This window comes from Flavobacterium sp. GNP011 (assembly GCF_056428925.1).
The window spans coordinates 15,503-40,428 of the sequence record NZ_JBWJVJ010000005.1; the positions used below are offsets into that span (position 1 = coordinate 15,503).

The following is a 24,926-nucleotide window of genomic DNA, read 5'->3' on the forward strand; positions in this document are numbered from 1 at the left end:
ACTATATATTAAAGATATTTATTATTGTATTTATTAGTTTTACTCAATTTAAATCCACCAATAATGTTATTTTCAGGATCATCAAGAACTTCTGAATACGTTTTTATTAATCTTCCAGCACCATCATATTCAAAACGTGTAGCTAATCCATTATTCCCGATAATGTGTATCAATTCATCCCATTCATTGTACACGTAACCTGAAATAGTTGATGCCACAGGTCGTATCATTAAATCATCTAAGTAGACCACAGTGCTATTTAATGATTTAACATTAATAGAACAATCAGAAGATCCAACATGTACAACAGCTGACTTTAAAACCCAATCTCCAGCGGTATTACTACTCGTAAAATAAACATAACTACTATTAACATACAGTCCAGCATTAACGGCAGCGCTTTTATGAACCCAAACCGAAACCTTATATTTGCCAGCTTTATGTTCATTACCTTTCATAAATACACCAAACTCGGAACTAGAAGTAGCTTCAACAGAAAGTTTTCCCGAATGAGCATAAAGAGTAGTTGTTTTGGCATTGGCCATTTTAACATCTGGTTCTAACCATTTAACTCCTAAAACATCAGTTGTGTTTTCTACACCGGAATAAAACATTTCGTTGTATCCAGCATTTCCAGTAACCATAATCTTAGTCTCATTGTCACCCATCTTTGAAGAAGCTTTATTTCCATTGATATCTTTCATTTCTAAAGGCGCAGAAAAATGATCGTATAAAGTAGTTTCTGATATTTGTTTCCATTGCACAGGTTGATTGACATCAATACCTACTCCCGTAGGTAAATCCCAATTAAAATTATCATCAATACCACCATAATTTAGAAAAATTCCATCACTATCTTTTGCACCATTCCATGTGTAAGACTTATGCTTTCTCCAGATTTTTTGATTTATAGCTGAAGGAGAACTTACCTCACCTGCTATATCTCTATAATTCCATAAGTTATTCCAAGTAGTGATTCCTACCCCTGTTACTTTCCAAGTATTGGATGGCTTGTCTAAAATATAAGAATACTCAGCAGCGGTTTGTGATAACATGTTTTTATTGGTTGGGTTATCTACTTTAGATCCCATTTGGGGATATTTAATATAAGCTGGAATTGATTTAGTTTTAAAAGTTTGTCCAGTGCTAGAGGTATAAACCTGTTCTTTTGAAACTCCCGAAATTAAATCATAATCATTAAATTGAGTGGTATAAGTGTAGCCATCTTTACGTTCGGTTGAAAATTTCATAATATTAGGATATTTAATTCTGGTAGAGGAATTAATGATCCATTTATCTTTTATCGTGCTCGTATTCGTTAAATAATCTACCGTTTTATAAGTTTGATAGGATTCTTTGCTAACTCCCATATTGGTGGTATTATCATCCATCCCGTAATATGCATTACTAATTTTACTGAGTTGTTGCCCCTTCCCATTAAAAGTAGCAACTTCTAATAGTTGTCCTATAGATGCCAGATTATCTTTCACAACAAAAGAACTAATATTAACATCTATGTTAGAAGAATTGGTTGTAGGGTTTTGTTTTGTTTCTACTATTTCATAAAAATCTCCATATTTAATTTTGTTAGGATCTTTGCTTTTCATGACATTAAATTTATATCTAATTTTACCTTCTGGAAGAACTCCTTCTTTATGAGAACTCATCGATACATATTCATACATTACTCTAGGGGCAGGCAATTCTGCACTGTAAGGAACTTCCTTGGCTACATTTTGAGAGTACGGAACATAACTCACATATCCTACGCCATCTTCGTTCTGGCCGTATTTGTAATCGGTAATGAAATTATTTATACCATCGGAAACCTTTAAACTGGCAACACGAGGACCGCCATCAGAAGTTGGAATATTCCCAAGAATGTATTTTGCACTAATAAAAGTATCACCAAAGCCGTAATAACAACTAGAAGTCATTACATCGGATATACTTTTAACTTTATATTTGTTATTGCCAAAGTTTTGAATTACTATGGCATTACCATAACAGCTTCTTACATTTATATATTCCATAATGGAGCGCCCAGAATCGTCTCGACCAACGCTACACAGTTTCTTAACCTCATACTTTAGTTTAAGTATACTTCCGATTTGAATTCCAAAATTATTGCTAGATTTAATGTCAAATGTCATTTTATTTGAACCATCTACGACTACATTATCCAAGGTGTAATTGTTATCTGTATTTTTAAATTCAATTTCATGAGGTGTAATACTAATAAATTTATTACTCTCGTAACCAATATTTATAGTACCTCCTTGAGGAGTGGTGATTTTATTTAATGAAAAAGTCTCTGGTTTACTTAACGGATAACCCCAGCCATCTTTATTATCAATATTAAAAGTATTAGAATCATTAATATAATCGAACTTGTAAGGAGGTAAAACACTTGCAGCTCCTTTACCTTTGAAGTCGACACTTTTTAATGTAAGACGATTGTCTCCAGGGACTAAACTATTATCATAACTAAAATCAATTACTTTTACAGCTTTTGAAATACAACCCTGCCAATTGTCGTTTGAATCTAAAATATTATCAAACATATTATATTTTGCTGTTTCTAAACTTTTCTCACTGTTGGGATATCCAATTTGCACATATTGATTGTTATCCAATCCAAACGTTTTACTGGTAGAATCATCTATGTTTTTTAATAAAATAATCTTGTCTAACTGTAATTGTTTTTGAGAAGGTACTGTAAATCTATCGATATAAGGATTATTGTTAGGTCCAGCCCCTTCCAAATGATTCACTGAAAAATATGACCACTTTTCAGATGGAGCATCAACACGTTCACTTTTAATAAAAAGGGCTGTATGACTTCTAGTTTTAACTTTATCAAGGTAATATAATTGCTTTCTACCACGTATCCATGTTTTAATATTTGGATCAGAGTCGTCATTAATATAATCTTTTTTATAAGGTGATTTCCATATAAAAGCATCTGTCCATTTCCCATATTCAAAACTAGTCCAATACCCCAAATCCCCATTGCCTGCAACCCCATCACCATTATCAACAAAATCTGAACCAGTAACAGCCGTTAATAACCAATGGGTTGCAAAAGGTTCTAATTGTCTTTTCTCAAAATATGATTGGGATTCATTTGGTCTCTCTGGAATTACGCCAAAGGTTCTGGTGATAACTTCGTGATTTAGTACGGGTAGAGAATAATGATAGGTCTTACCATCTACAGTTGTGATTTTGATAGCTCCTATACCATTTTTAGGTAAAGTACTTCTCTCTGTCCCTATAAAACCTCCTTCCAAAAAACCATTTTGTTTTAATATAGTATTATTAGTTATAATCTCATTATTAGTAAAATATTCTACAAAAGTACTAGTGCGTCTCCTTTGTTTTGCCGCAGTTTCTACGCCATTTGTGTAATGATTTAGAATATTAGTATTTGATAAACTAGTATTGAAAACTGCATCAGGGACATTTGTATTTAGATAACTACTAATTTCATTATCCAAATAAAAAATCGGTTTATTATCGAATTTCGCATATTCAGGAATCGCAGATGTATTTGTTAATTGAGTGGAATAGTTCAATCTATAGCCTTCTTTATTTTCTTTACCCGGTAACCCAAATAACGCTCCATTTTCGTAGAGGGTAGGAGACATACTTCCAGAAAGACCTTGTGCTTGAATATTATATCTATCATACGAGGGGAAATCAATATTATTATTTAAAGCATTTGAGTTTTTACTTAATTCACTATTTAAAATAGGAGTTTCAGTAATGTCCATAAAACCATTTGTAGCAGTTGTGCGCGTTCTCGTTTCCCAACGCCCGTCTTGAAGCTCGTGACTATTTAAAGGAACCCATACTTGATATGTTGTCGTTAAGTTTTGAACACCTTTATTGAAATATATTGGACCAGAAACACTATTATTCTCATTTTTGGACATCCAATATTTGAATGTTTGTTTACCAAAAGATAAGCTAAAAATACCTATTGCAGTTGGAACTATAATAGGTATCATCCATCCACTTGAACTAGTGTTATAATCTCCCATACTAATATTGTTATTAAATGAAACGAACATTCCTAAGCCAGCCCCTCCGTCAATATTCTTGCCGGTTCTATTTGTAACGTTACCAGTAACACCTATTCCGTTTGAGGATAAAGTAAAATCTAACGCAAATGAATTATTCCCAGATCCTGTATTTAAACCAACCGATGTGCTTCCATTTGTATTGTATCCAACTGAAAAACCATTTCCATTGGAGTTAAAACCAGCATTAATTCCAACATCTCCATTTGAGCTTACACTAGCTCCATAGGAAAGTCCTGCTCCTGCTGAAAAACCAATACCTACTGAAGCACCGTCTGTTCCAGCTGTAACACCAGCAGTTATACCTGATTCACCAATTTTTGGACCATAACCAATGCTTACTGATCCTCCAAGAGCCTGATCACTGCCCCAGTTAAAATTTAATCCTACCGAAGCTCCCTGGAGAGATGTAAAACCCATTGAAATAGAATATCTTTCAATTGTACCTCCTGAGTCATAAAAATACTCATTAAGATGTGATGCGTTATAATCATCTGGATACCCATTAACATTTCTATTAATAGCTCCTGGATTTACGTTCCACCCAAGACCTGTCCAAGATGATTCCTGATCCATAGCTATTCCCGCATGGTACCCTAAAGCAATAGGATAGCCTCCTTCAGGACTTGGAACATTGAGCAATGGAAGCACATAACTGTATTGTCCAGTTATTAAATTTACCATGTCTGTCGCATCAACAGGCTCAAAACTAGCTGCCTCTGGAGACTTAGGCCCATTATTAGAAGCGAATAAATTATTAGGAACTAGTGTAGGAAAAAAAATCAGCAAGAAAATAGTTGCTATAAGTCTGTGTTTTTTACGGTATCTGGTTATCATAGATTCTTAAAATTGCAATTGGGGTTCTTTTTGTAACGCTTTGGAGTTTAATTTGAATTTGATGTCTCCCGTATCAAGTCCTAAATCTTGAATAACAAAATTGAGGTGATCTTGGTTTAGATATTTAACATCACGAGGATACACTATGAGTATAGAGGTAGCATTGCTCATACCATACATTCTGGGGTAAATAAAATCGGCCATGGCTAGGGTATCTTTTTCAGGAGTATAAACATGAACTTTTTCTTCCATCCCAAAAGCCAGCTCATTGACCATTTGTCCAAACTTAGCTTTGTCCCTTGCAACGCCATTCAATAGCTCTTGGTTATTCTTGGACATGGACAAATTAAAATACATATACTTACTGTATTTCTCTCTTAATTTGTCTACCTGACTAGCATCGGTTTTATCCCCAAGTTCTTGTTTTACTAATAGATCTGTTGGTCGGTATTGTAAAACATAATCAACTCCTACAACAGTTTTACGGTAATTATAACCATTGTCCTCATCCTTTAAATACTCATTCATTTCCTCTTGTGTATCAAAAGTTTTGGAACAGGAGGTAATAATCAACAGTAGTAATACTGTTAAAAGACTATTTTTTACCATACTCCGCATTCAAGCCTTTTAATATTTCTTCTGTCAAATCAGTGGATTCATCAGCATACATGATATTTCCACCACCACTGGCTCCAAAGATAATTTTATAGCTATGGCTTTTACCATATTCTTTGATGTAGTCATTAATATCATTGATAACAGTTTGGGTAACCTTTTTATCTTCTTCCTGAATCTTTTTTTGAATAGCTTCTTGGTAGCCGTTAATTTGCTGCTGTTTATTTGATAACAATTCTTGTTTTAGTTTCAATTCTTTTGGAGATAATGAAGTCCTTTCTTTTTCGTAATTTTTTAATTCTTTTTGCCAATTACCAACTAATGAATCTACATTTGCTTTCATTAGATTCGCTTTTTTATCAAATTCGGCCTTAGCAATTTTTGTTTTTTCGTAACCAGTAATCAATTTATTAACATCAACGTAAACTAATTCTGAACTTGATTTAGAAAAATAAAGAGCTAACAAACTTATAACCAGTGCTGCAATTGAAGAATATAAAGGAATTTTTTTCATTTTTTTTAAATGTTATTTTTTTTACAATTTTAGCAATAATTAACAATATTAACAAACTAATTTTTACTTTATTTTAAACTATTTCGTGTATATTTGTAAACCTATTCGCTGTTAAAATGAACACTACATCAAAAAACAAAATACCATCCTTCAACCTACAAGAAATGCTAATCGTGTTGGCTATCATAGGTATCTTATTGCTTATTGCTTTACCTAACCTGATGCCACTGATTACCAAAGCTAAAAGTGTAGAAGCCCAAGTACAACTCAAAGCAATTTACAATGCTGAGAAACAATATTTTTTCATGTATTCAAAATACAGCCAAAACCTAACAGAAATCGATTTTGAAATTCCCAAAACTGTTAAAGAAAATGGCAGTGCCAATTACACTTACGAAATTATTCAAGCTACTACTAACGAATTCAAAGTAAGAGCCACAGCCTTGACAGATTTTAATGGCAATGGAGTTTTTAATGTATGGGAAATCGATCAAAATGGCACCCCAAAACAAACTACTAGCGACTAATGATGCTACTGCTATTACTAACGCTAACATGGGTCACCCTTGCATTAATTACCATACAAGATTATAAAGATAGAAGTGTCTACTGGTTTTTATATGGGTTAGTTGGGTTGTTGGTATTTGGAATTCAATTGATTCAAAACCCTATTTACTCGGCACTTTTTAACAGCTTAAGCAATCTTATTTTTATTAGTATCTTGCTGCTTTTTGCCGCTCTGTATTCTAAAATTCGGTTCAAAAAACGATTAATTAATGAGTCCTTAGGTCTTGGAGACATCCTTTTCTTTATTGCCATTTCTTTTGCTTTTGCTCCTATTTCGTTTCTTATTCTTTTTGTTTTTTCATTGCTATTTTCCTTAGTCCTTCATTTATTCCTAAATCATAAAAAAAAAGCAACAACAGTTCCGTTGGCAGGTCATATGGCGTTGTTTTTTGGAATCGTATATGCGGCGCTCTTTTTTACTAAGGATTATTCCGTATATGCTTATTAATTATGATTGATTTCAACCTCCCCTTTTCTATACAACAACTGGTCACTCCAGAACAAGCTTTTCATTACCGAATTATCCCTTTTGCACTCCAACAAGGAGTTACTGTGCTAAAAACGGATCATCCTGAATTGCATCAACTGCAAATGGAATTGACAATCTTATGGAATACACCTATTGAAATAGTATTTGATACGACCGAGAACATCAATCGTTATTTGAGTACGAATTACAGGCAAACCCAATCCGAAAGTATCACCGAAATCCATTATACTACTGATTTTTTGGAGAAAATCGTGATTAATGCTAAGGAAATTGGGAGCAGTGACATCCATTTTGAGCCTTATGAAAAAAATGCAAGGGTGAGATTTAGACTAGATGGAAAACTGAAAGAACAGTTTAATATTGCTATTGATGAATACCCTATTCTTATTAATAAAATCAAAATTCGAGCACAACTGGATATATCTGAAAAAAGATTACCACAAGATGGCCGAATAACCATACAAACTAACACGGAAGATTTTGATATTCGTGTCTCTATACTCCCCACTTTACATGGAGAGAAGGTGGTGCTACGTATCCTAAGCAAGGATACCAGTCATATAGACATCAATGCATTAGGTTTTACAGAAAATGAATTAACACTGTACCAAGAAAACATACGAAAACCAAACGGTATTATTTTAATTTCAGGACCAACGGGTTCAGGGAAAACGACGACTTTGTATGCTACCTTAAAAAAGCTAAACCTTCCTAATACCAATATACTTACAGTTGAAGACCCCATTGAATATACACTCGAAGGCATCAACCAAGTGCAGCTAAGAGAAAATATAGGACTTGACTTTGCTGCCACCTTGAGGACTTTTTTAAGACAAGATCCTGATATTATAATGGTGGGTGAAATTAGAGACGTTAATACCGCCAATATGGCCATTCGAGCCGCTCTTACTGGGCATTTAGTACTCTCTACCATACACACAAATTCTGCTTGGGCAACTGTATCAAGATTAATTGATATGGGCATACCCCCTTTTCTAATTGCTAGTACACTGAATATAAGTGTTGCTCAGCGATTGATTCGTAAACTATGTGATTATTGTAAAGTTGAAGATGTTATTGATAATAATTTATTCCCGATAGGTTTTAAAGTACCAACTACCCTAACTAAACATCACCGAGCAGTCGGATGTGATCGATGTTATCATACTGGATATTCAGGTAGAAAGGCTATCTATGAACTACTACCTATTGACGTTATTTTATCCGAGAAAATAAAAAACAATCAACTTTCTATTGACAGCTACTTAGACGAAAATAAAATCAATACCCTTAAAAGCAATGCTATTCAATTAATCCAAGAAGGAACTACTTCTGTAGAAGAAGTTTTTTCCTTACTATTATAATTTCATTTATATTCGCCAATAGAACCAACATATTCTTATGAAAAAAATACTTTCTTTATTATTACTTTTATCTACCCAATTATTCTTGGGACAAGAGAATAGAATTCAACAAATTAAAAACAACATTGAAGCTATAAGCACCTCTGAACCGGGGCTTTCAGAAAAAATAAACATTAATATTAAAGAAGCTTCCTTAGCTAGTTTTTTAATAGCCGTAGCAGAAGTACACAAACTCAATATAAGTGTTGCCCCTAACCTAGCCCAAATTAATATTGTTAATAATTTTACTGATGTAAACGTAGGAGATTTATTGGTATTCTTAGCCAAAGAATACAATCTGTCAATAGACTTCTCAGGAACTATATTGGCTATAAAAAGTTATGAGAAACCAATTGAAAGAGAAATTCCTAAAACTATTGAAGTTAGTTACAACAACGATTTGCTTTCCTTAAATGTAAAAGAAGATAAATTATATGATGTTTTTAAAAGAATAACCGAGGTCAGCAATAAAAATCTTGTTTTTACCCCAGGTCTAGAAAACAAGTTACTCACTTCATTTATAATTAATATGCCATTTGATGCTGCGCTAGACAAATTAGCTTTGGCAAGTAATCTTAATGTTACAAAGTCAAAAGATAATTTTTATGTTTTTGAAAGCTTTGATTCTGTGAGTGCTAATGATAACGGGATGGGTAAAACCAAAACAAACAAAAATAGAAAAGGCAACTTCTTCTTTAACGTCCTTGATGCTGAAAAAAAACTATTAGAAGTTGATTTTGAAAATATGCCAATTGCAAATGTGATTTTTGATATCGGTAATGCACTAGATATTGACCTCTTCCTTTCAAGTCCTATGAATAATATTGGTATTGCTACAGTGAAATCAAAAAGCATCACTTTTGATCAGTTGCTAAATAAACTTTTTGAAATTAAACAAGAAACAAAACAAATACCCAACAATCAGCAAAACCAATTTAATCCAACAGAAAACAACAGTTCAACACCTACTGAAGGCTACACCTATAAAAGAAATGGAAATATGTATTTTTTTGGCACCAAAAACCAGTTGGTGGTAAGAAATATCAAAACGATACCATTAATGCATCGTTCAATCGACATTTTAGGGGACCCCTCAAAAGAAGGAAGAAGTGCCGGTAGAATAGCAAACACAAATAACTTTTCAAATTTTAATTCTAACAATAATAGAACTAATAATGATTCGCAACAACAACAAAACAATAATTTTAATTCACCAGAGGAATCTAGCACAAATTCAAGTTCCAAAAGCTCTGAATCTATTTTAACAATAGTTCCTGCTGAAATTACCAAGGAACTGGATATAAAAGTTGATAAAGAATTAAATAGCTTTGTTGTTTCAGGACCTGCTATTAATATTGAAAGATTTGAAAATTTTATTAAATACATTGATAAACCAGTCCCAGTTATCCTAATTGAAGTTATGTTATTAGAGATTAACAAAAATACAACTATAGAGACTGGGATTAATGCCGGAATTGGTGATAAGCCCCGCACAACAGCAGGAACTGTTTATCCTTCAGCCGATATAAATTTAGGAGCACAAACTATTAATAAAATTATAGACGGTTTTAACGGTTTTGGTTCTTTGAATATTGGAAAAGTAGTTCCTAACTTTTATTTAAGCTTAAAAGCGATGGAAAGTAACGGGAATTTAAAAATACGCTCGTCCCCGAGATTATCAACCTTAAATGGACACAAAGCGTTTCTTTCAATTGGCGAAACTACTTACTATGTGGTAACCAATCAAAGTTTTTATGGATCTCAAATACCACAAGCTTCTGAAATAAAAAATTACCAGCCTATAGATGCTGAATTATCTGTGACCATAATGCCTTTAGTATCTGGTGATGGCCAAATTACTATGGATATTAAAGTTATCCAATCTAGCTTCAACGGTCAAAAAGTAGACAAAGATGCACCTCCAGGAATAAATTCAAGAGAATTCACCTCTATTATAAGAGTAAAAGATCAAGATATAATAGTATTGGGAGGTCTTGAAGAATCGGTTAAAAATGACTCCGGGAGTGGCGTTCCTCTACTTTCTAGAATTCCAATATTAAAATGGTTATTTAGCTCTAGAAAAAAAGAAGAATCAAAGAAAAAACTATCCGTTTTAATAAAGCCAATAGTAATTTACTAATGAAAATACCAAAAATAGATACTTTATTAATGGGGAATCAATACATCAGTATTGAGCATTATACTTGTAATAATGTAAACAAAATTGCACTTGTAGCGGTAAAGAAAACGAAAGAAGGATTACTAATCGAAAAAAAAGATAAAGTTCATTACAAAGGAGAGATTGCTGAAAAATGGGATAAATCTCTACCCTATTTTTTAGTTCTAAATACCAATCAAGTCCTCCAAAAAGAAGTACTCTATACCGATCCCTCGGATGAAAAATTAATAAACAAGGCTTTCCCAAATACCAATTGGGAAACTTTCTATTACGAAATATGGAGATTAAAATCCAAAACTATTGTAGCCATAACCCGTAAAAATTACTTAGACGAGTTAATTCAAGAATACAAAAACCAGCAAATTAATATAACAAGTATTAGTCTTGGAACTTGTGCTATAGCTGATTTAAAAAAGTATTCCACTTATGATGAATTACGCACAAATCATCAAATTATAACTATTAACGAGCATGATACTACAATAAATTCATCTCTAGAAGAATTACCCCAGGCAAACTATGCTATTAACGATCTTGCAATTCCAAATGCGCAACTGCTAGCTTTTTCTGGGATTATTAGATTAGTATCTAATTTTACATCTAACTCGGGATCAATCATTACACTAAGTAACTTAAAAAAAGAAGAATACCTTCAACAGCGTTTTTTTTCAAAAGGTTCAAAAATAATACTAGGAGCGTTGCTTATCGTTCTACTTATCAATTTTCTTTGCTTTTCACATTATTATAAAGCCTCTCAAGAAGCTACAGAAAAAATTGCCATCCATAAAGTGGATCTTCAAAACTTAGCTTCCATAAAAGAAAGAGTTAAACTTAAAGAGAGTATCGTTCAAAATGTTTTCTTGAAAAAAGGGTCTCAAAGTAGTTTTTATTGTAATGCTATAGCCCAAATTATCCCCTCTTCCATTCTCTTATCTGAAATAGAACTTAATCCACTTGAAAAAAAGGTAAAAAATGAAGAATCTATTATATACACTGACAAAACAATTCTAATCAATGGGATCACTAAAGACAATACTGCTTTTACTAATTGGATTGAAACCATCGAAAAAAAGTATTGGACTTCAAAGGTGGTTATCACCCACTTTGGAAAGAATGAAAACAACGAAACCGAATTTGGTGTAAAAATCAACCTGAAGTAATATGACTTTTAATCGAAAAAATAAAATACTACTATTGGGTTTTGGAGTAGCACTTTATCTTTGCTATTCCTTTGCTATTAGTAATACCATAACTTATTATAAAGATCTTAAATCTAAAGAAGAAATTATCGAAAATTCGATCCAACTCCCAACACTCATACCTCAATTAAAGTACAAAGAAAAACAATTGGACAAGTATTTAAACGCTCATGAAATCAAAACAAAAGCTTCTTTTCAAAATGAGTTATTAAAACAGTTAACCCTTTACACCAATCAGAATCATGTTAAGATAACCGATTTCAAAGCTCCACACCAAGTTATCAACAAAACCAATAATACAACAACCAGTTATATTTTTTCACTCGAAGGCACCTTTTCTAATTGTCTAAAAACGATCAATACTCTAGAAAACAAACCGGAATTAGGCGTTGTCAAACATTTACTCTTTGTCAAGAAAAAAAATTACAAGACCAACAAAGAGGAACTTTATGTTGAAGTAATTCTACAAAAAAATAATTAAAGACAAATTTAAAAACGTAGCATAAGAAATAAATAATATTACGTTGCATTTAATTTACTCATTTCACTTGCCTTAATACTATCTTTAACCTGTCAAAAAGGTAAGACGTGTTAGTAAATCTAAAGAAATTTCAAAAGTGATAAAAGTTACTAAACCAAATGTTTTTTCTCCAGATACTTTAATTATTGGTTCCGTAGGATCACGAAAATCTACCTATTTAAAGAATTTCCAGCTTGTTAAACTAAAGGAAATTTTTAGTAAGAAAGATTCGCATTGATTTATATAGATTATGAGAAAATGGGGCATGGAGGAAATCCTAAAGATTTTTTGTACAAATGATTAAATGAGTATTTACTTGTAAATCATAAAGGTAACTCACTTGCCACCGATTATGAGACAGTAATTGATCCCGTATATAAAGCAGAAATTAGGGCTTTAAGTAAAGGCAGATGCATTACATATCAAGAATAAAAAGAAGTTTTATGAAAAGATAATTGAATTTATAGACTGAGACTTTCAGAAAGTTGAACCATTTTTGAGAAAGTGTACAGGTATATTTCCTCTAAATAGTTATGTGTAATTGTTATTGACAATGTAGATCTGTATGAAGGTGAAATCCTTGAAACAAAAATTTTTCTGATGCAATTTCGATTTAAAAAAAACACTTAAATCTTTAGTTTTGGTATCAATTCGTGATTCATCTTTTAAAACGCATAAAGATAGTTTAATTTTTAAAACACACTAAATCAATATTTTAAATATTAATCCGCCTATATTTAAAGATGTATTATCAAAAAAGTTGAACTACGTCGCTCGAATGTAATTTTTATCTTTTACGTTACCTTCAAATTAATGCAAGCATTGATTAATCTGAGGTGAAATTAAAAGATATTACTGAGTTCATTTTCAAATTTTGAAGCTAATAAGGAATTTGTGCAAACATTAATAAATAGGCTTTTAGCTAATAATTTAATTCATACGAATGAAAAGCATTTAGATAATCCTAAATATTTTATTATACTTTACGGAAGTTATTATGTAAGCAATATGTGTAAAATGTTTGTTTATATTAAGACTGTTATGTAAGATACAAATGTCTTTGAGAGGGACATTTATAATAAATTATGTGAAGTTATTTATTTAATTGAGCAAGCAGGAAATTGGCTTAAACATATGAACTAAAGGAAAAGTAGATTGAATTTATTTTTTAAATATTAATAAGATTCTGAGGATATTCTTGCAAAGGAAATTGAATTAAAAGAATTCTTGTTAATCACAAATATTGAAAAAGATGTACATATTGAAATTGATAATGCCATTAAGTAAATAGTGTTTCGTGGCAAATTAAAATAGCTGATCATAACTGTTTAAAGGCTAAATAAACCTTGGTATTTAAACCAAAAAAGGGGTATATATGAGAAGGGTTGTTTCGCTTTATGGATTTTATTTTATACAGAATTTATTACACAATTATAATTGTATAGAAATAATTTCCTTAATTTTTGTGGTAAAAAATGGTCAGCGTTTTTTCCAGTTTCATTTGCCATTGGCGGTCTAGTGATTGGGTGACGAATTTAATTTTATTGGCACCGTAACTTTTATTCATTTTTCTATCACACTTATTAAAGGCTGATGCTTTGGATTTTAGGCACTGTATAAAGCTAGATGAGTTTCTTTATTTGGCGTAAATCCCCTCGGTATAATACTTGCTGTTTTGTAGCTATAAATTCATATAAAAAACACTTTTAGGTCTATTTGTGCATATAATTGAACAATATTATGGGGTGTATAGTAAAATCCGTGTTGCGGATAAATAGATAGACTTGCGATATGTCAGTAGAAAAAAATAACATTTTGTACTACTTAAAAAAAATCAATTTGTATTGATAAACAATACAGCAAGAACTAAATTGTTATTTTACTTACGGATTTTAATAAACTTAATTGATTTTTCTAAAACTATGGAAATAATTCTTTTCATAGTTGAAAAAAGAGCGGTATTTATAATGAAATACCACTCCTTTTAGACTAATTGTATGATGTTAATTTTTGAGCTTAGGAGGATTCTTTCCTCTATTTATGACAGATAGTTTTACTTGACCATTGTGGATTTATTTTTGGGATAGGTTTTGAATTACTCATTTCGTTTAAATTATTGTTTTTTTTAACCTATTCTATTTGCTTTTCGGTTACCGCATTACAATATTAAGCTGATTTGATAATTGGTTTCTTCCAATCATATAATCCGCCTCGTTCTTCAAATTTATTAAAGTCATATTTCATCTCTGAAATCGATGCTTTGCAACCAAAAATTAATATTGGTTTGCTGTAAACGTGTGTTCCTGTACTATTATCAAAAAATCTACCGGCAGGGTCAACCATTGCATAACTTCCTTTCATTTGTTCATTGTTTTCAGGAACAATAACTACATCTTTAATTGTGAATTGATGTCTACCTATAAATTGATGAAAATTATCAATTGATATTTCCATGTTACTAACTTTATTGTCATTTTGACCTAAAATTGGTAATACTTGAAATATTTTCCATCGTTTTGGTTTTGCATGTTGAATAAATTCTATCATGTTTTCATTAACATTTTTTGAACTCACAACAGTGTTTATTTTCAGTCCATAACCATAGCTTTTAATTTTGCTAACAAGCTCAAAATACATTGATTTTTTTATTGGTCGTTTACCTATAATAGCTCTGCCAGTTTCTATGTTCGTATATTCAGATAAACTGTCCACGCTCAATGTAATCCAATCTAAATAACTTTGATTATCATTTAGAAAAGTGTCCGTTAAATTACTCCCATTAGTAACAATCATGGTAGTTAAGCCCACATTTTTAGCTGTTTGAATTAATTCGGGCAACCATGAACATAAAGTTGGTTCTCCTCCTGCAAAAGTTATTTTTTCAAAGCCAAAATGAGCCAACTGTTTGACTAATTCTATAGCTTGTTCACGAGGTAAATGACCTTTTGGTAAAATAGATTTTTTCACATCTTGAAAAGTTGCGAAACAAAAGTGGCAACGCATGTTACATGGTTCCCATAAATGAAAATTGACTGCTGGTATCATAGTGATTTTTTAGATTTTGATTCAGCAAATCTCTATAGAAAGTTTACCCTAAAATAATGTAGGATAATATCAACTTATTGTCAGTAACAACGAGTACAAAAAGAGTAACAAAAGCAGTTTATTTTTTTAATTTCTTAATCAATGGTTGGTAATTTTCAGAAACTTGAAGTTGCTTTGTTTCTAATTTTCCTTGACTTGTAAAAACTTCTACTTCTATCGATTCGGTACTTTTGTGATAGGCCTTAATGTGTTTTGAGTTTACACGAAACGATTTGTGAATAGTAATAAAATTTGCATTTAGCAATCCTTTTTCTTCCATTTTAGAAAATGAAAAATCGATTAGATTTTCGGGTTTACGATTATTAAAGTGAATTAGTTTGTTGTTGGACTCAGAGCCGTTATTTTTATCTGTGGACAGGTAAACGATACTATTAATGGCTATTTTATTGCGCTTAGTTGCTCCAAAATCCAAATGGATGAATTCTTCTTTTTTAAAAAGTTCTATCTCCTTCAAAAAGCGTTGCGTAGTTTTTATAAATTCTTGGTCTGTGAATGGTTTTGTGATATGATCCACACAGATATCGTAATCTCTTTTCAATCTTTCTATCTCTTTAATGTATTGCGAAGTATTACTGCTCACAAACATCACTGGTAATTTCAATTGAAAGGCTACTTCAATCCCTGTCATGTAGGAATCTCCCAAGTTTATGTCTAAAAATAATATTTCTGGTTGTGAAGTTTTTATATCCTCTAGAAATGTTTTTGCAGAAACACAAGAAGACACCACCTCTACCCTACCAATACTTTCCAGCATTTGCTGGTTTAGTTGTAATTGTTCTTTATTATCGTCGAGTAAGGCGGCTTTAATTTTTACCATTTTCTAATTCTTTATCATTTCTAATTCTACTTGGACTTTAATGGATATGCGAAAAGATTTCATATTTTTGATTTTTTACATAAACAAAGCAAAAACATGTAAATTATTTCTTGTTTTTACTAAAAATAAAATATTCGTTTATCGCTACAAAAGTCAATAATTATTCAATCAATACTTGTTATTTTTATGTCATTTTAGCAATTGAATTATTAGTTGTACTGAATTACTATTTTTCAAAAACAAATTTCTCAAATCCACCAAAAAATATTTATTATCCATTTTCAAACTCTTCTAGCCTCGATATATTATGATTGTGACTCTAACTTATCACAACGAATGATTTGTCATCAAGTATCTCATTTTTATTTTTTCTAATTAGGAAATACAATTATTTAAACAAAACCACTTCTAGCTCTCTCTTTAATTTTGATCTGAGTTCCTCAAAATTATCAAACAACTGTTTATTATCTTTTAATGATTCTGAGCTAATTTTTTTATCAATAATGCTCAATTTATAGGTTTCTATATTTACAACAGTATCAGTAGCAAGCGCATCTTTGATTTCAATCGAATTATGATTGGTATCCTCATCAGAGCGAACCGTTTTTGGGTAGAATAATTTGATCTCAGTTATTTCGAATCGAACAGCATAAGCCAACATCTGATATAAATCTGATTGAGAGATACCTTTTTTAGCATCGCCAGCATCAGAATAAACAATCTTATATTTAGTATCAGCAATTATTTTTTTATCGCCTAAATCGAGTATTAAATCAGGTTTAAGTCCAAATGATTTGGATTCATCTAAAAAAGTTCCTTTCACTTGTCCTTTTGGATTCACTCCCTCAATTTCTCTATCAATAAATCCAAAAAGAAAATCTTCAAAAACATATTCCATTGGAAGCAAAAAAGCAAAGAGTTTTAAAGAGTTTTTATAGTTGAAAGAAACACTATTTTCCAAAAACAATACACAATAGTCCCTAACGGTTTCAAAACTTGAAAACATTGGATTGAACACTATTTTCTTGCATTCATCGGCTGATATAACTGCATCACTGACTTCATCTAAAAGGAATAATATATCGTATAAATTACGTTTGTTTTGATTGTCTTTTGTAGCTGATAGCAGCAGGTTTATAACTTGTTTAATACATTGATTGAAATTATTGTCCATTTCAAAAGAATCATAAACGCAACTTACTTTGTGGTTTCTTCCCCTAGAAAGATTGTTTGTAATATAACTGTCAAAGTCGATTCTACCTTTAACAAATGAAAGTTCGTTTTCGACCTCAACATATTTTTGGTAAATAGAGGAACTCAAAAGTTCTTTGGTGTATTTGCTAAAAAGATAAATTAATATTTCAAAAAAATCAGACTGTTCATTACCGAGACCAGTCTGATAATTGGGAAATTTTAGCTTTCTACAATAGCTCAACCACCATAAGACATGGGCATTGATTGCTTTTACATCATGTAATGAAGCTTCTTTTGCGGCGTTGTGGAAAATCTTAGGTAATAAGTTTACGGTTTGATCTTCAAAATGTATGACACCAACATATTTGTTAGATTTTAATTGATTTGTTTTGTGAAGGAACTGCAAAAAGTGTTGCACCTCTTCTCGGTTTTCATCTTCATTGAAATAGCTTGATTTTTCTCGTTTGTTCCAAATATCATCCAAGAATACTTCAAGATTTTCGAAATGCTCCTCAGGGAAGTCTGCTTTATTTTGATATTCAAAGAGATTAATCATTTACACAATCATTTTTAATGGCCAACCGCCAATATTAATATTTGCCTCTTTAAAAATTTTAATTACTTCCTCCTCATTATTCATAAAATACTCTAACAGTAAGGGAATAACTTTCTTATTGACTGACTTTTCTAATGTGTAATCATCTCCCATGAAATAAGCATGTCCAATTGTAAAATCATATCCTTTTCTTGCTTGAATTGCTTTATTCAATAATGATAAAATTACACTATCATGAACACCCTCAACTAGTGGATCTGGATATTTTGGAACAAACTCAAATCGCCTTCTCAATGCAATATCCAATAATGCAATTGATTTATCAGCTGTGTTCATCGTCCCAATAATATATAAATTGGAAGGAACAATAAAAGGATCTCCTGAAGGTAACGTTACTCGCATGGCTATTTTACCTTCTGAGCGTTTATCTTCTTCGATTAAAGTGATTAATTCTCCAAAGACTCTGGAAATGTTGGCACGGTTTATTTCGTCAATGATAATAACGTAGTTCTTACGCTCAATAGCCGTTAACTGAATCTTTCCTTTTTCTAAAAGCAAAGCTAGAATAGGATTGTAGTACGGTTGCAAGCCTCCTAAAATAATATCATTAACACCATTATCATACATCTTGCGCAATGTATTGATGCTTAACGTATGTTCTGAATTTCCAATACTTTTTCTGAATTCAATTGATTTTTCACCTACATCTGTAATAAAGAAAGATGATTTTTTCATTTTAATTTCTATTTCTTCGATATCACCATCACTTAAAGGTTGGATCAATTCTTGAAAAACAACATCAAATGATTTTTTGGCAGCGGCAGGATTTTTTGAAGCTTCCAAATTTTTATACGCTCGATCAGCTATTCTCTTAAAAACCCCATCTTTCTTTTCAAAACTGAGTTCTTTTCCGTTTTCAGTATCAGGACGTATTCCTTGAATAAAATCTTCGTAACTGTAATTTTGATGAAAGGTGATAAATTCGATTTGGGTACCAAGATTGTTGTTAAACTCAATTAAAGCATCTGCATAGGAAATTGTTTCATTATTTGTAACAATTTTTGCTGCTTCCAGAACAGTGTTATAGGTTTTCCCTGTTCCTGGTGGGCCATATAGAATTTGATTTTTAGGGAAATTTAAAACATCTGATGGACCATTTTTTGTTTCAATAGTTCCCAAAGGTGGCTTTTGATTATTATCAAACCATATCGATTGTATGTGTGCTTTATTTGAAACTTCTTTTATGGTATCTTTAATGTAAGAACCTATCTCTACTTCAAATGGTTCAAAATCTTCTTCCCATTCTATTTCTAGAGTGTGACCATCATTTAAATTCTTTAGAACAGTCCCTCTAGCTTTGATCTTCATTACAGATATTTTTCGCTCTCTAACGTACGCTGATTTAATTGCTATATGACAACCCTCCGGTACTTTATTTACAATATCTACTAACTCAGTCTCAAACCCATTTTTCCAAATACTTTCTTTGAGAAAACGTTCTGTTTGATCCTTTGGTTCAGAATCTCCCCAAAAAGCTCCAACAATATAATATTTGTCATTTACTTTATACTCACAAAAAAATGTATCATAAAAACTTCTTAATCCAAGTTGTTCATTAGTAATTGTTGATGGTAAAACTGCAACTGCATTAGAGAAAAACTCTAACACATTATCCTTCATTCTTGCTCCTTTACCTTTTTTGTCAAGATTATCAACAAATTCTTTTTTTATTGAATTAGCGATGAATTCATTATCTACAAGTTGAAGTATATTGTTTTCATAGATCAATTGAATATCCTCCGAATTATCAATTACATTTTCTCTTTTAATAATCTTTATCGCTCTAAATAATTCTACATTTTTATAGAATTTTGAACTAGATAAATCAGAAACAGAAATATCTTTTAACATTTCCAATTTGAAAAAAGCCTTATTCCGTGCCGACCTAGATGTCATTACAGCTAGCCCTTTAGTGATTTTTAAAAACTTCAGAGCTATTAACTGAGAAACATTAATTCCTAAATTATCACTAAGAATATCAAAATACATACAATCTTTACCATTCTTTTCACCCCATTCTCTAGCTTGCCAAAACTGAATTTTGTCTCCGCCAATCATGTAGACATAATCACCTATTTGTAATTCGCCAAACCAAGAAGATGATCTTTGTGCTGAATAGTAGCCTTCAATTAATTGAACTGTATCAAACTTTTGGGATATTTTTCCGAAAAATATATTCATTTTGTGTTATTTATAAAATTAAAATTCAACTTGTATTTTTTATATATCTTCAAAAATTCAATCCCCCAAATCCATGATAATCTCTTCAATCTCCCATTCAAAAGAAATAATTCCATTGTTCACTGTTTTCATCTTACAGCCAAAACCATCAAAGAAATACTGAAAAGCGATTTGGCCCTTTACTTTCAAAACACCTTTTTGAGTATCTTTTATCTGTTTGAAACGCCAGGATCTCTTAAGTTTTGCTGAATGAAACAGCAAAAACTCAGGATAAATACCTGTTTTTTCAAAAGCAATAGAACCTCCTCTTTGAATCGTTAATGTAATATCTGGAAAACTGTTTTTACTTTTCATAACTACTGACAATTCAATTTACATCATTTCTTCCTTGAAAATTGCTTTTTCAGTTTTATTTAAAATTTCTTTAGTAATAGCTATGTAATCTGAAATTAGCAATTGAATATCATCAAATTTTAAAGGTTTCAAATGAAAATACAACCTTGATTCATATTCCTGATGCATATACTTTTCATATTTATAATTATAATTGAAATCAATTTTCATTAAAATATTTTTAATAGCTTTAAAATCTATCCTGTCCATTTCAATTTTAATTTGAAATTCATTATTAATCAAAATATCTGCAAAAGGCAATAAATCTCTACAAAACAAATAGCTGGAGTTGACTTTATAATTTGAGCTTGGAAATTCATTACTAAGTCTGTTATAAATTTTATTAATATCATCTCGACTAAATTTTAAATTTATTTCTGAAGGCCTTTCAATTTCAGTTTCTTTATTAATGTTATCCAAAATCCTATTACACATAAAAACATAATCATTTATCAATTTTTGAATATCAGTTACATTTTGAGGTATAAAAATATATGATGAATGATGTATTTTATTAATTGTTAATTTTTTCTCGTATTGATAATGATTGTTTTTTATATCCAAATTCTCGAGAACCTTAATCATTTCATCGCATCCTTTCTCTCGAAAATTAAATCTAATTTCAAAACCTTCTCTAAACATTAGATCTCCACATGGGAATAATTTTGAGCAATAAACATATGTTTCTTCTTCATTGATTTTTACATTTTCATACCCAGAGCTGAAAACTTCATAGATTTTCCTGATTTCAAAATCTTTTAAAACCAAGTGCTCTACTTCCTTAATCATTTTAGTAACAGCATTATTATTAGTAGCTTGGGTTGTCCTTACAGGTTTATTTTTTGATAGATATTGACTTATAAAGCCGAGTAGTTGTTGCCTCTCTTCTTCCGTCTCGGTGCTGTATCCAAAATCAATTGAATTGTCATCTGAATATTGAATTAAATTTTGCGAAGATGCAATAGCATATTTATCATTTAAATAAATCTTGGCATGCAAATCTTTAACTAAACACACATTAAGATTAAAAGATTTAATTGTTTCTAAATTTTGAGTCGCATTTTCTCTTGCATAAATCGTGATGTTCACACCTCTATCTATCGCCCTTTGTAGACATTTTTTAAATTTTGACCAATTATCAATATTAATATAAGGTGACACTAAAATCAATTCGGTTTGTGCATTATCTATTAAGGTCATAATCCTAGTCGCGATCTCCATTGGAGGTATAAAAATCATACATAATGTTATTTAAAATTATCAAAATCAATAAATAAAAATTATTTTTTACTCATGATTCATTTATTTTTCTTGGTTTTTACTTCTGTACCCTAAGCCATCATCCCCTTCACAAAAACCTCTACAAACTCTTTCATTTTTGCTATAATTCGATCACCAATTGTTCTGGCTTGCAGGATGCTAGGTCTGTTGTCTAAGCATTGAAAAACTTCATCTTTTATAGGTTCTCGACCGCTGTAGATGTAGGTATCGATTAAGGATTTGAATTGTGCTTTGTCCAAGTGTTCTTCCTCGCATAATTTCACTAATGCCAAGACTTTTTGATCTTGCCAGTATTTTTCAAACTCATCTTCAATAGAATCTCCGTCTTTGATGTTGGGCATATTTTCATCTATGAATTTTTGGATTAAATCTCTTTTGCTTCGCAACTGAATGTCTCCTCCCAATAAATCAATAATGGCTTTCTTTTGCGCTGCAGCAGCGGTTGGTGTTTTCTCCCCTTTCAATTGAGCTAACAATTTCAAGATGTACGCTACGTTGATTTGGTCGGTATGGATTAATTCTAATTCAAAATCAATGTCATCTAAAATTGATGTCTTTTTCTTTTCAGTATCTTGCTTCACCTTTTGGTAGATGTCAAGATACTTGGCTTTGTAGTCCTCGTATTCTTGCTCATCAATACCTAAATCCTCCCAGTCAAAATCAGTGTAGGATTGCAATACATTCATGGCTCGCATCAACTTTCTGAACGCTTGCACAAATTGTGCATCTTCTTCTTCGTTTTTTAAATCATTTACACTTTGATACGTAGGTGTAATTTCTCGTAAAATCTTTAAAGCTTCATCAAACTTTTCAGCAATGGCCTCATAATCGGGCATGGTCACTACTTCAATAGCCTCTTTATTAGAAAACAAAGTGATGGCATCATCAGTAGCTTTTTTAAGGTTTCTAAAAGCCAAAATATTTCCTTGTGACTTCTGTTCTCCCAATATCCTGTTCGTTCTGGAATACGCCTGAATCAAGCCGTGTTGCCTCAAGTTTTTATCTACATACAGCGTATTTACTTTTTTAGCATCAAAACCGGTAAGCATCATATTCACGACAATCACAATATCCAAACGGTCTTTCTCGTGATTGAAGTTTTCTTTTTCGCGATCTTTTAATCGTTGGCTAATATTTTTGAAGTAATTCTCAAACTGTTGGCTGTCCTTGGTCGAAAAACTAGTATTGTACATTTTGTTGTAATCTCCAATGTATTTTTCAAGCTTGTCACGCGTGTGTTTGGATTGATAGGTCGTTGGCTTTTCCGCTAAAACATCAAAGTCAACCTCATCACTTGGTAAATAATCTTGCGCTTCTTCTGAATCTTCATTGGTGCCATAGGTAAAAATAGTAGCAATGCGCAAATCGTGTGCGCCAGCTTCTTTCTTTTGTTGAAAAAGGTCGTAATACTGAATCACATTATCAATACTACTTACTGCTAACAGTGCCGAATAGTCTTTATTGAACGTTTTTTGATCGTGATACGCAATGATGTAATCTACAATTTTATTGATTCTCTTTTCGGAATCCAGAACTTCTTGCTTGTCAATGTCCTCTACTTCTATGTCAATAAAAGCATTGCTCTTATTTTTATATTTCCCCACATATTCAATCCCAAAACGCAAAACATTTTGATCTCGAATCGCATCGGTTATGACGTATTTGTGCAAGCAATTACCAAACAAATCTTTTGTGGTTCGTTTTCCTAAATCATTCTTAGAAGCGTTTTCGGCAAAAATGGGTGTTCCTGTAAAACCGATTAACTGACTTTTCTCAAAGAATTTAGTAATACGATCGTGTGTTTCTCCAAATTGCGAACGATGACATTCATCAAAAATAAAAACGATTTTCTTATGTCTTAAGGCTTCTATTTTGCCCGAAAACCGTTCCGAAATGGCATTGTTTAATTTTTGAATGGTGGTCAAAACCAACTTTGTATTGTCAGTCAATTGCCTTACTAACGATTGGGTATTATCAGTAACATCAACACTATCTTTTTTGAACGCGTTGAACTCATTCATGGTTTGGTAATCCAAATCTTTTCTATCTACTACAAAAACGACTTTATAGACTTCGGGCAATTCCATCAAAATTTGGCTAGCCTTAAAGGAAGTTAAGGTTTTACCCGATCCTGTCGTGTGCCAAATGTAAGCGTTGTCATTCGAGTTTTTGACTTGGTGAATAATCGCCTCGGTAGCAAAAAATTGATACGGACGCAATACCATCATTACCTTGTGGGTTTCGTTGATAACGATGTAATGTGCTATCATTTTACCCAATTGATTTGGGTTTAGGAAAGCCGCTGTAAACTCGGGTAACTCCGTGATGTTTTTATTATTGGCATCAGCCCAAAAGAAGGTTTGTTTGACCGATTGCAATTTATTGTTGGCCAAATATTTGGTATTAACGCCATTGCTAATCACAAACAATTGCACGTATTGAAACAAACCGTGATTGCTCCAAAACGAGTGCATTTGGTAGCGATTGATTTGATTGAAGGCTTCTTTAATTTCGATGCCGGAACGTTTCAATTCTATTTGTACCAAAGGCAAACCGTTGACCAAAAGCGTGACATCAAAACGGTTTTTGTAACTGCCTTCTAATGATATTTGATTGGTAACTTGATATAAATTCTTGCTGTTATCCTCTGCATTAAAAAACCGAACATAGAACGAAGTCCCATCTTCTTTTGTTAATTGAAAGCGATCCCGTAGTGTTTTGGCTTTTTCAAAAACATTGCCTTTGGCCAAATGATTCAAAACGGCATCAAACTCTTTGACTGTAAAAGTGGTTTCGTTAAAAACTTCTAACTGACTTTTAAGGTTAGAAACTAAAGCGTCTCCATCCTGAATTTTGACAGACGCATACTTCAAACCAATCAATTGCTTGATTAAGTTGTTTTCTAGTGTAGCTTCGGATTGGTGGCTCATATT

16 protein-coding genes are annotated in these 24,926 nt (G+C 31.7%); 6 read left to right on the plus strand and 10 right to left on the minus strand.

Annotated elements, in window-relative coordinates; genetic code table 11:
- Window positions 1-8: 8 nt before the first annotated feature.
- From AC061E_RS06165 to AC061E_RS06175, 3 genes are read right to left on the minus strand one after another with little or no spacing between them, the layout of a single operon-like run.
- A complete protein-coding gene (locus AC061E_RS06165) occupies window positions 9-4,919 on the minus strand; it encodes a hypothetical protein (protein ID WP_478285465.1) in 4,911 nt (1,636 codons plus the stop codon).
- Window positions 4,920-4,925: 6 nt separating this feature from the next.
- Window positions 4,926-5,528 (minus strand): hypothetical protein, encoded by a 603-nt coding sequence (locus AC061E_RS06170; RefSeq protein WP_478285466.1) that lies wholly within the window; start codon window positions 5,526-5,528, stop codon window positions 4,926-4,928.
- Entirely contained in the window at window positions 5,515-6,048 is a 534-nt protein-coding gene (locus AC061E_RS06175) for an OmpH/Skp family outer membrane protein (protein WP_230156733.1), read from the minus strand. The genes AC061E_RS06170 and AC061E_RS06175 overlap by 14 nt, the downstream gene beginning before the upstream one ends.
- A gap of 116 nt (window positions 6,049-6,164) precedes the next feature.
- Here AC061E_RS06175 and AC061E_RS06180 point away from each other — a divergent pair, with 116 nt between their 5' ends.
- Genes AC061E_RS06180 through AC061E_RS06205 form a run of 6 tightly spaced genes read left to right on the plus strand, consistent with a single transcriptional unit; the run spans window position 6,165 to window position 12,367 of the window.
- Entirely contained in the window at window positions 6,165-6,575 is a 411-nt protein-coding gene (locus tag AC061E_RS06180) for a prepilin-type N-terminal cleavage/methylation domain-containing protein (protein ID WP_230156735.1), read from the plus strand.
- Complete coding sequence (locus AC061E_RS06185; RefSeq protein WP_478285467.1) at window positions 6,575-7,063, plus strand: hypothetical protein; 489 nt, start codon at window positions 6,575-6,577, stop codon at window positions 7,061-7,063. The genes AC061E_RS06180 and AC061E_RS06185 overlap by 1 nt, the downstream gene beginning before the upstream one ends.
- Window positions 7,064-7,065: 2 nt before the next feature.
- The gene (locus AC061E_RS06190; protein ID WP_478285468.1) at window positions 7,066-8,469 is read left to right on the plus strand and encodes a GspE/PulE family protein; all 1,404 of its coding nucleotides are present in this window, start codon (window positions 7,066-7,068) and stop codon (window positions 8,467-8,469) included.
- A 37-nt stretch (window positions 8,470-8,506) separates the two neighbouring features.
- Window positions 8,507-10,648, plus strand: coding sequence for a type II secretion system protein GspD (locus AC061E_RS06195; RefSeq protein ID WP_230156755.1), 2,142 nt, complete (start codon window positions 8,507-8,509; stop codon window positions 10,646-10,648).
- A complete protein-coding gene (locus tag AC061E_RS06200) occupies window positions 10,648-11,847 on the plus strand; it encodes a hypothetical protein (RefSeq protein ID WP_478285469.1) in 1,200 nt (399 codons plus the stop codon). The genes AC061E_RS06195 and AC061E_RS06200 overlap by 1 nt, the downstream gene beginning before the upstream one ends.
- Window position 11,848: 1 nt before the next feature.
- Window positions 11,849-12,367 carry a hypothetical protein gene (locus AC061E_RS06205; RefSeq protein WP_478285470.1) on the plus strand — a complete coding sequence of 173 codons (519 nt, stop codon included), beginning with the start codon at window positions 11,849-11,851 and terminating at the stop codon, window positions 12,365-12,367.
- A 2,205-nt stretch (window positions 12,368-14,572) separates the two neighbouring features.
- Here AC061E_RS06205 and AC061E_RS06210 read toward each other — a convergent pair.
- From AC061E_RS06210 to AC061E_RS06240, 7 genes are all read right to left on the minus strand, one after another.
- Window positions 14,573-15,451 (minus strand): viperin family antiviral radical SAM protein, encoded by an 879-nt coding sequence (locus AC061E_RS06210; RefSeq protein WP_478285471.1) that lies wholly within the window; start codon window positions 15,449-15,451, stop codon window positions 14,573-14,575.
- A gap of 118 nt (window positions 15,452-15,569) precedes the next feature.
- Entirely contained in the window at window positions 15,570-16,328 is a 759-nt protein-coding gene (locus tag AC061E_RS06215; RefSeq protein ID WP_478285472.1) for a LytR/AlgR family response regulator transcription factor, read from the minus strand.
- A gap of 388 nt (window positions 16,329-16,716) precedes the next feature.
- Window positions 16,717-18,078 (minus strand): McrC family protein, encoded by a 1,362-nt coding sequence (locus AC061E_RS06220; RefSeq protein WP_478285473.1) that lies wholly within the window; start codon window positions 18,076-18,078, stop codon window positions 16,717-16,719.
- Entirely contained in the window at window positions 18,079-20,319 is a 2,241-nt protein-coding gene (locus tag AC061E_RS06225) for an McrB family protein (RefSeq protein ID WP_478285474.1), read from the minus strand.
- Between the two features lie 57 nt (window positions 20,320-20,376).
- Window positions 20,377-20,673 (minus strand): hypothetical protein, encoded by a 297-nt coding sequence (locus AC061E_RS06230; protein WP_478285475.1) that lies wholly within the window; start codon window positions 20,671-20,673, stop codon window positions 20,377-20,379.
- A gap of 18 nt (window positions 20,674-20,691) precedes the next feature.
- The gene (locus AC061E_RS06235; protein ID WP_478285476.1) at window positions 20,692-21,951 is read right to left on the minus strand and encodes a phospholipase D-like domain-containing protein; all 1,260 of its coding nucleotides are present in this window, start codon (window positions 21,949-21,951) and stop codon (window positions 20,692-20,694) included.
- 92 nt (window positions 21,952-22,043) lie between these two features.
- Window positions 22,044-24,923 (minus strand): type I restriction endonuclease subunit R, encoded by a 2,880-nt coding sequence (locus AC061E_RS06240; protein ID WP_478285477.1) that lies wholly within the window; start codon window positions 24,921-24,923, stop codon window positions 22,044-22,046.
- Between the last annotated feature and the right edge of the window lie 3 nt (window positions 24,924-24,926).

What these genes read in the sequence shown, in the direction of transcription:
- AC061E_RS06240 (WP_478285477.1), bottom strand. Translation starts at nt 24,923, where the DNA reads ATGAGCCACCAATCCGAAGCTACACTAGAAAACAACTTAATCAAGCAA.
- AC061E_RS06220 (WP_478285473.1), bottom strand. Translation starts at nt 18,078, where the DNA reads ATGATTAATCTCTTTGAATATCAAAATAAAGCAGACTTCCCTGAGGAG.
- AC061E_RS06235 (WP_478285476.1), bottom strand. Translation starts at nt 21,951, where the DNA reads ATGATTTTTATACCTCCAATGGAGATCGCGACTAGGATTATGACCTTA.
- AC061E_RS06170 (WP_478285466.1), bottom strand. Translation starts at nt 5,528, where the DNA reads ATGGTAAAAAATAGTCTTTTAACAGTATTACTACTGTTGATTATTACC.
- AC061E_RS06200 (WP_478285469.1), top strand. Translation starts at nt 10,648, where the DNA reads ATGAAAATACCAAAAATAGATACTTTATTAATGGGGAATCAATACATC.
- AC061E_RS06175 (WP_230156733.1), bottom strand. Translation starts at nt 6,048, where the DNA reads ATGAAAAAAATTCCTTTATATTCTTCAATTGCAGCACTGGTTATAAGT.
- AC061E_RS06180 (WP_230156735.1), top strand. Translation starts at nt 6,165, where the DNA reads ATGAACACTACATCAAAAAACAAAATACCATCCTTCAACCTACAAGAA.
- AC061E_RS06190 (WP_478285468.1), top strand. Translation starts at nt 7,066, where the DNA reads ATGATTGATTTCAACCTCCCCTTTTCTATACAACAACTGGTCACTCCA.
- AC061E_RS06215 (WP_478285472.1), bottom strand. Translation starts at nt 16,328, where the DNA reads ATGGTAAAAATTAAAGCCGCCTTACTCGACGATAATAAAGAACAATTA.
- AC061E_RS06205 (WP_478285470.1), top strand. Translation starts at nt 11,849, where the DNA reads ATGACTTTTAATCGAAAAAATAAAATACTACTATTGGGTTTTGGAGTA.
- AC061E_RS06230 (WP_478285475.1), bottom strand. Translation starts at nt 20,673, where the DNA reads ATGAAAAGTAAAAACAGTTTTCCAGATATTACATTAACGATTCAAAGA.
- AC061E_RS06210 (WP_478285471.1), bottom strand. Translation starts at nt 15,451, where the DNA reads ATGATACCAGCAGTCAATTTTCATTTATGGGAACCATGTAACATGCGT.
- AC061E_RS06165 (WP_478285465.1), bottom strand. Translation starts at nt 4,919, where the DNA reads ATGATAACCAGATACCGTAAAAAACACAGACTTATAGCAACTATTTTC.
- AC061E_RS06185 (WP_478285467.1), top strand. Translation starts at nt 6,575, where the DNA reads ATGATGCTACTGCTATTACTAACGCTAACATGGGTCACCCTTGCATTA.
- AC061E_RS06225 (WP_478285474.1), bottom strand. Translation starts at nt 20,319, where the DNA reads ATGAATATATTTTTCGGAAAAATATCCCAAAAGTTTGATACAGTTCAA.
- AC061E_RS06195 (WP_230156755.1), top strand. Translation starts at nt 8,507, where the DNA reads ATGAAAAAAATACTTTCTTTATTATTACTTTTATCTACCCAATTATTC.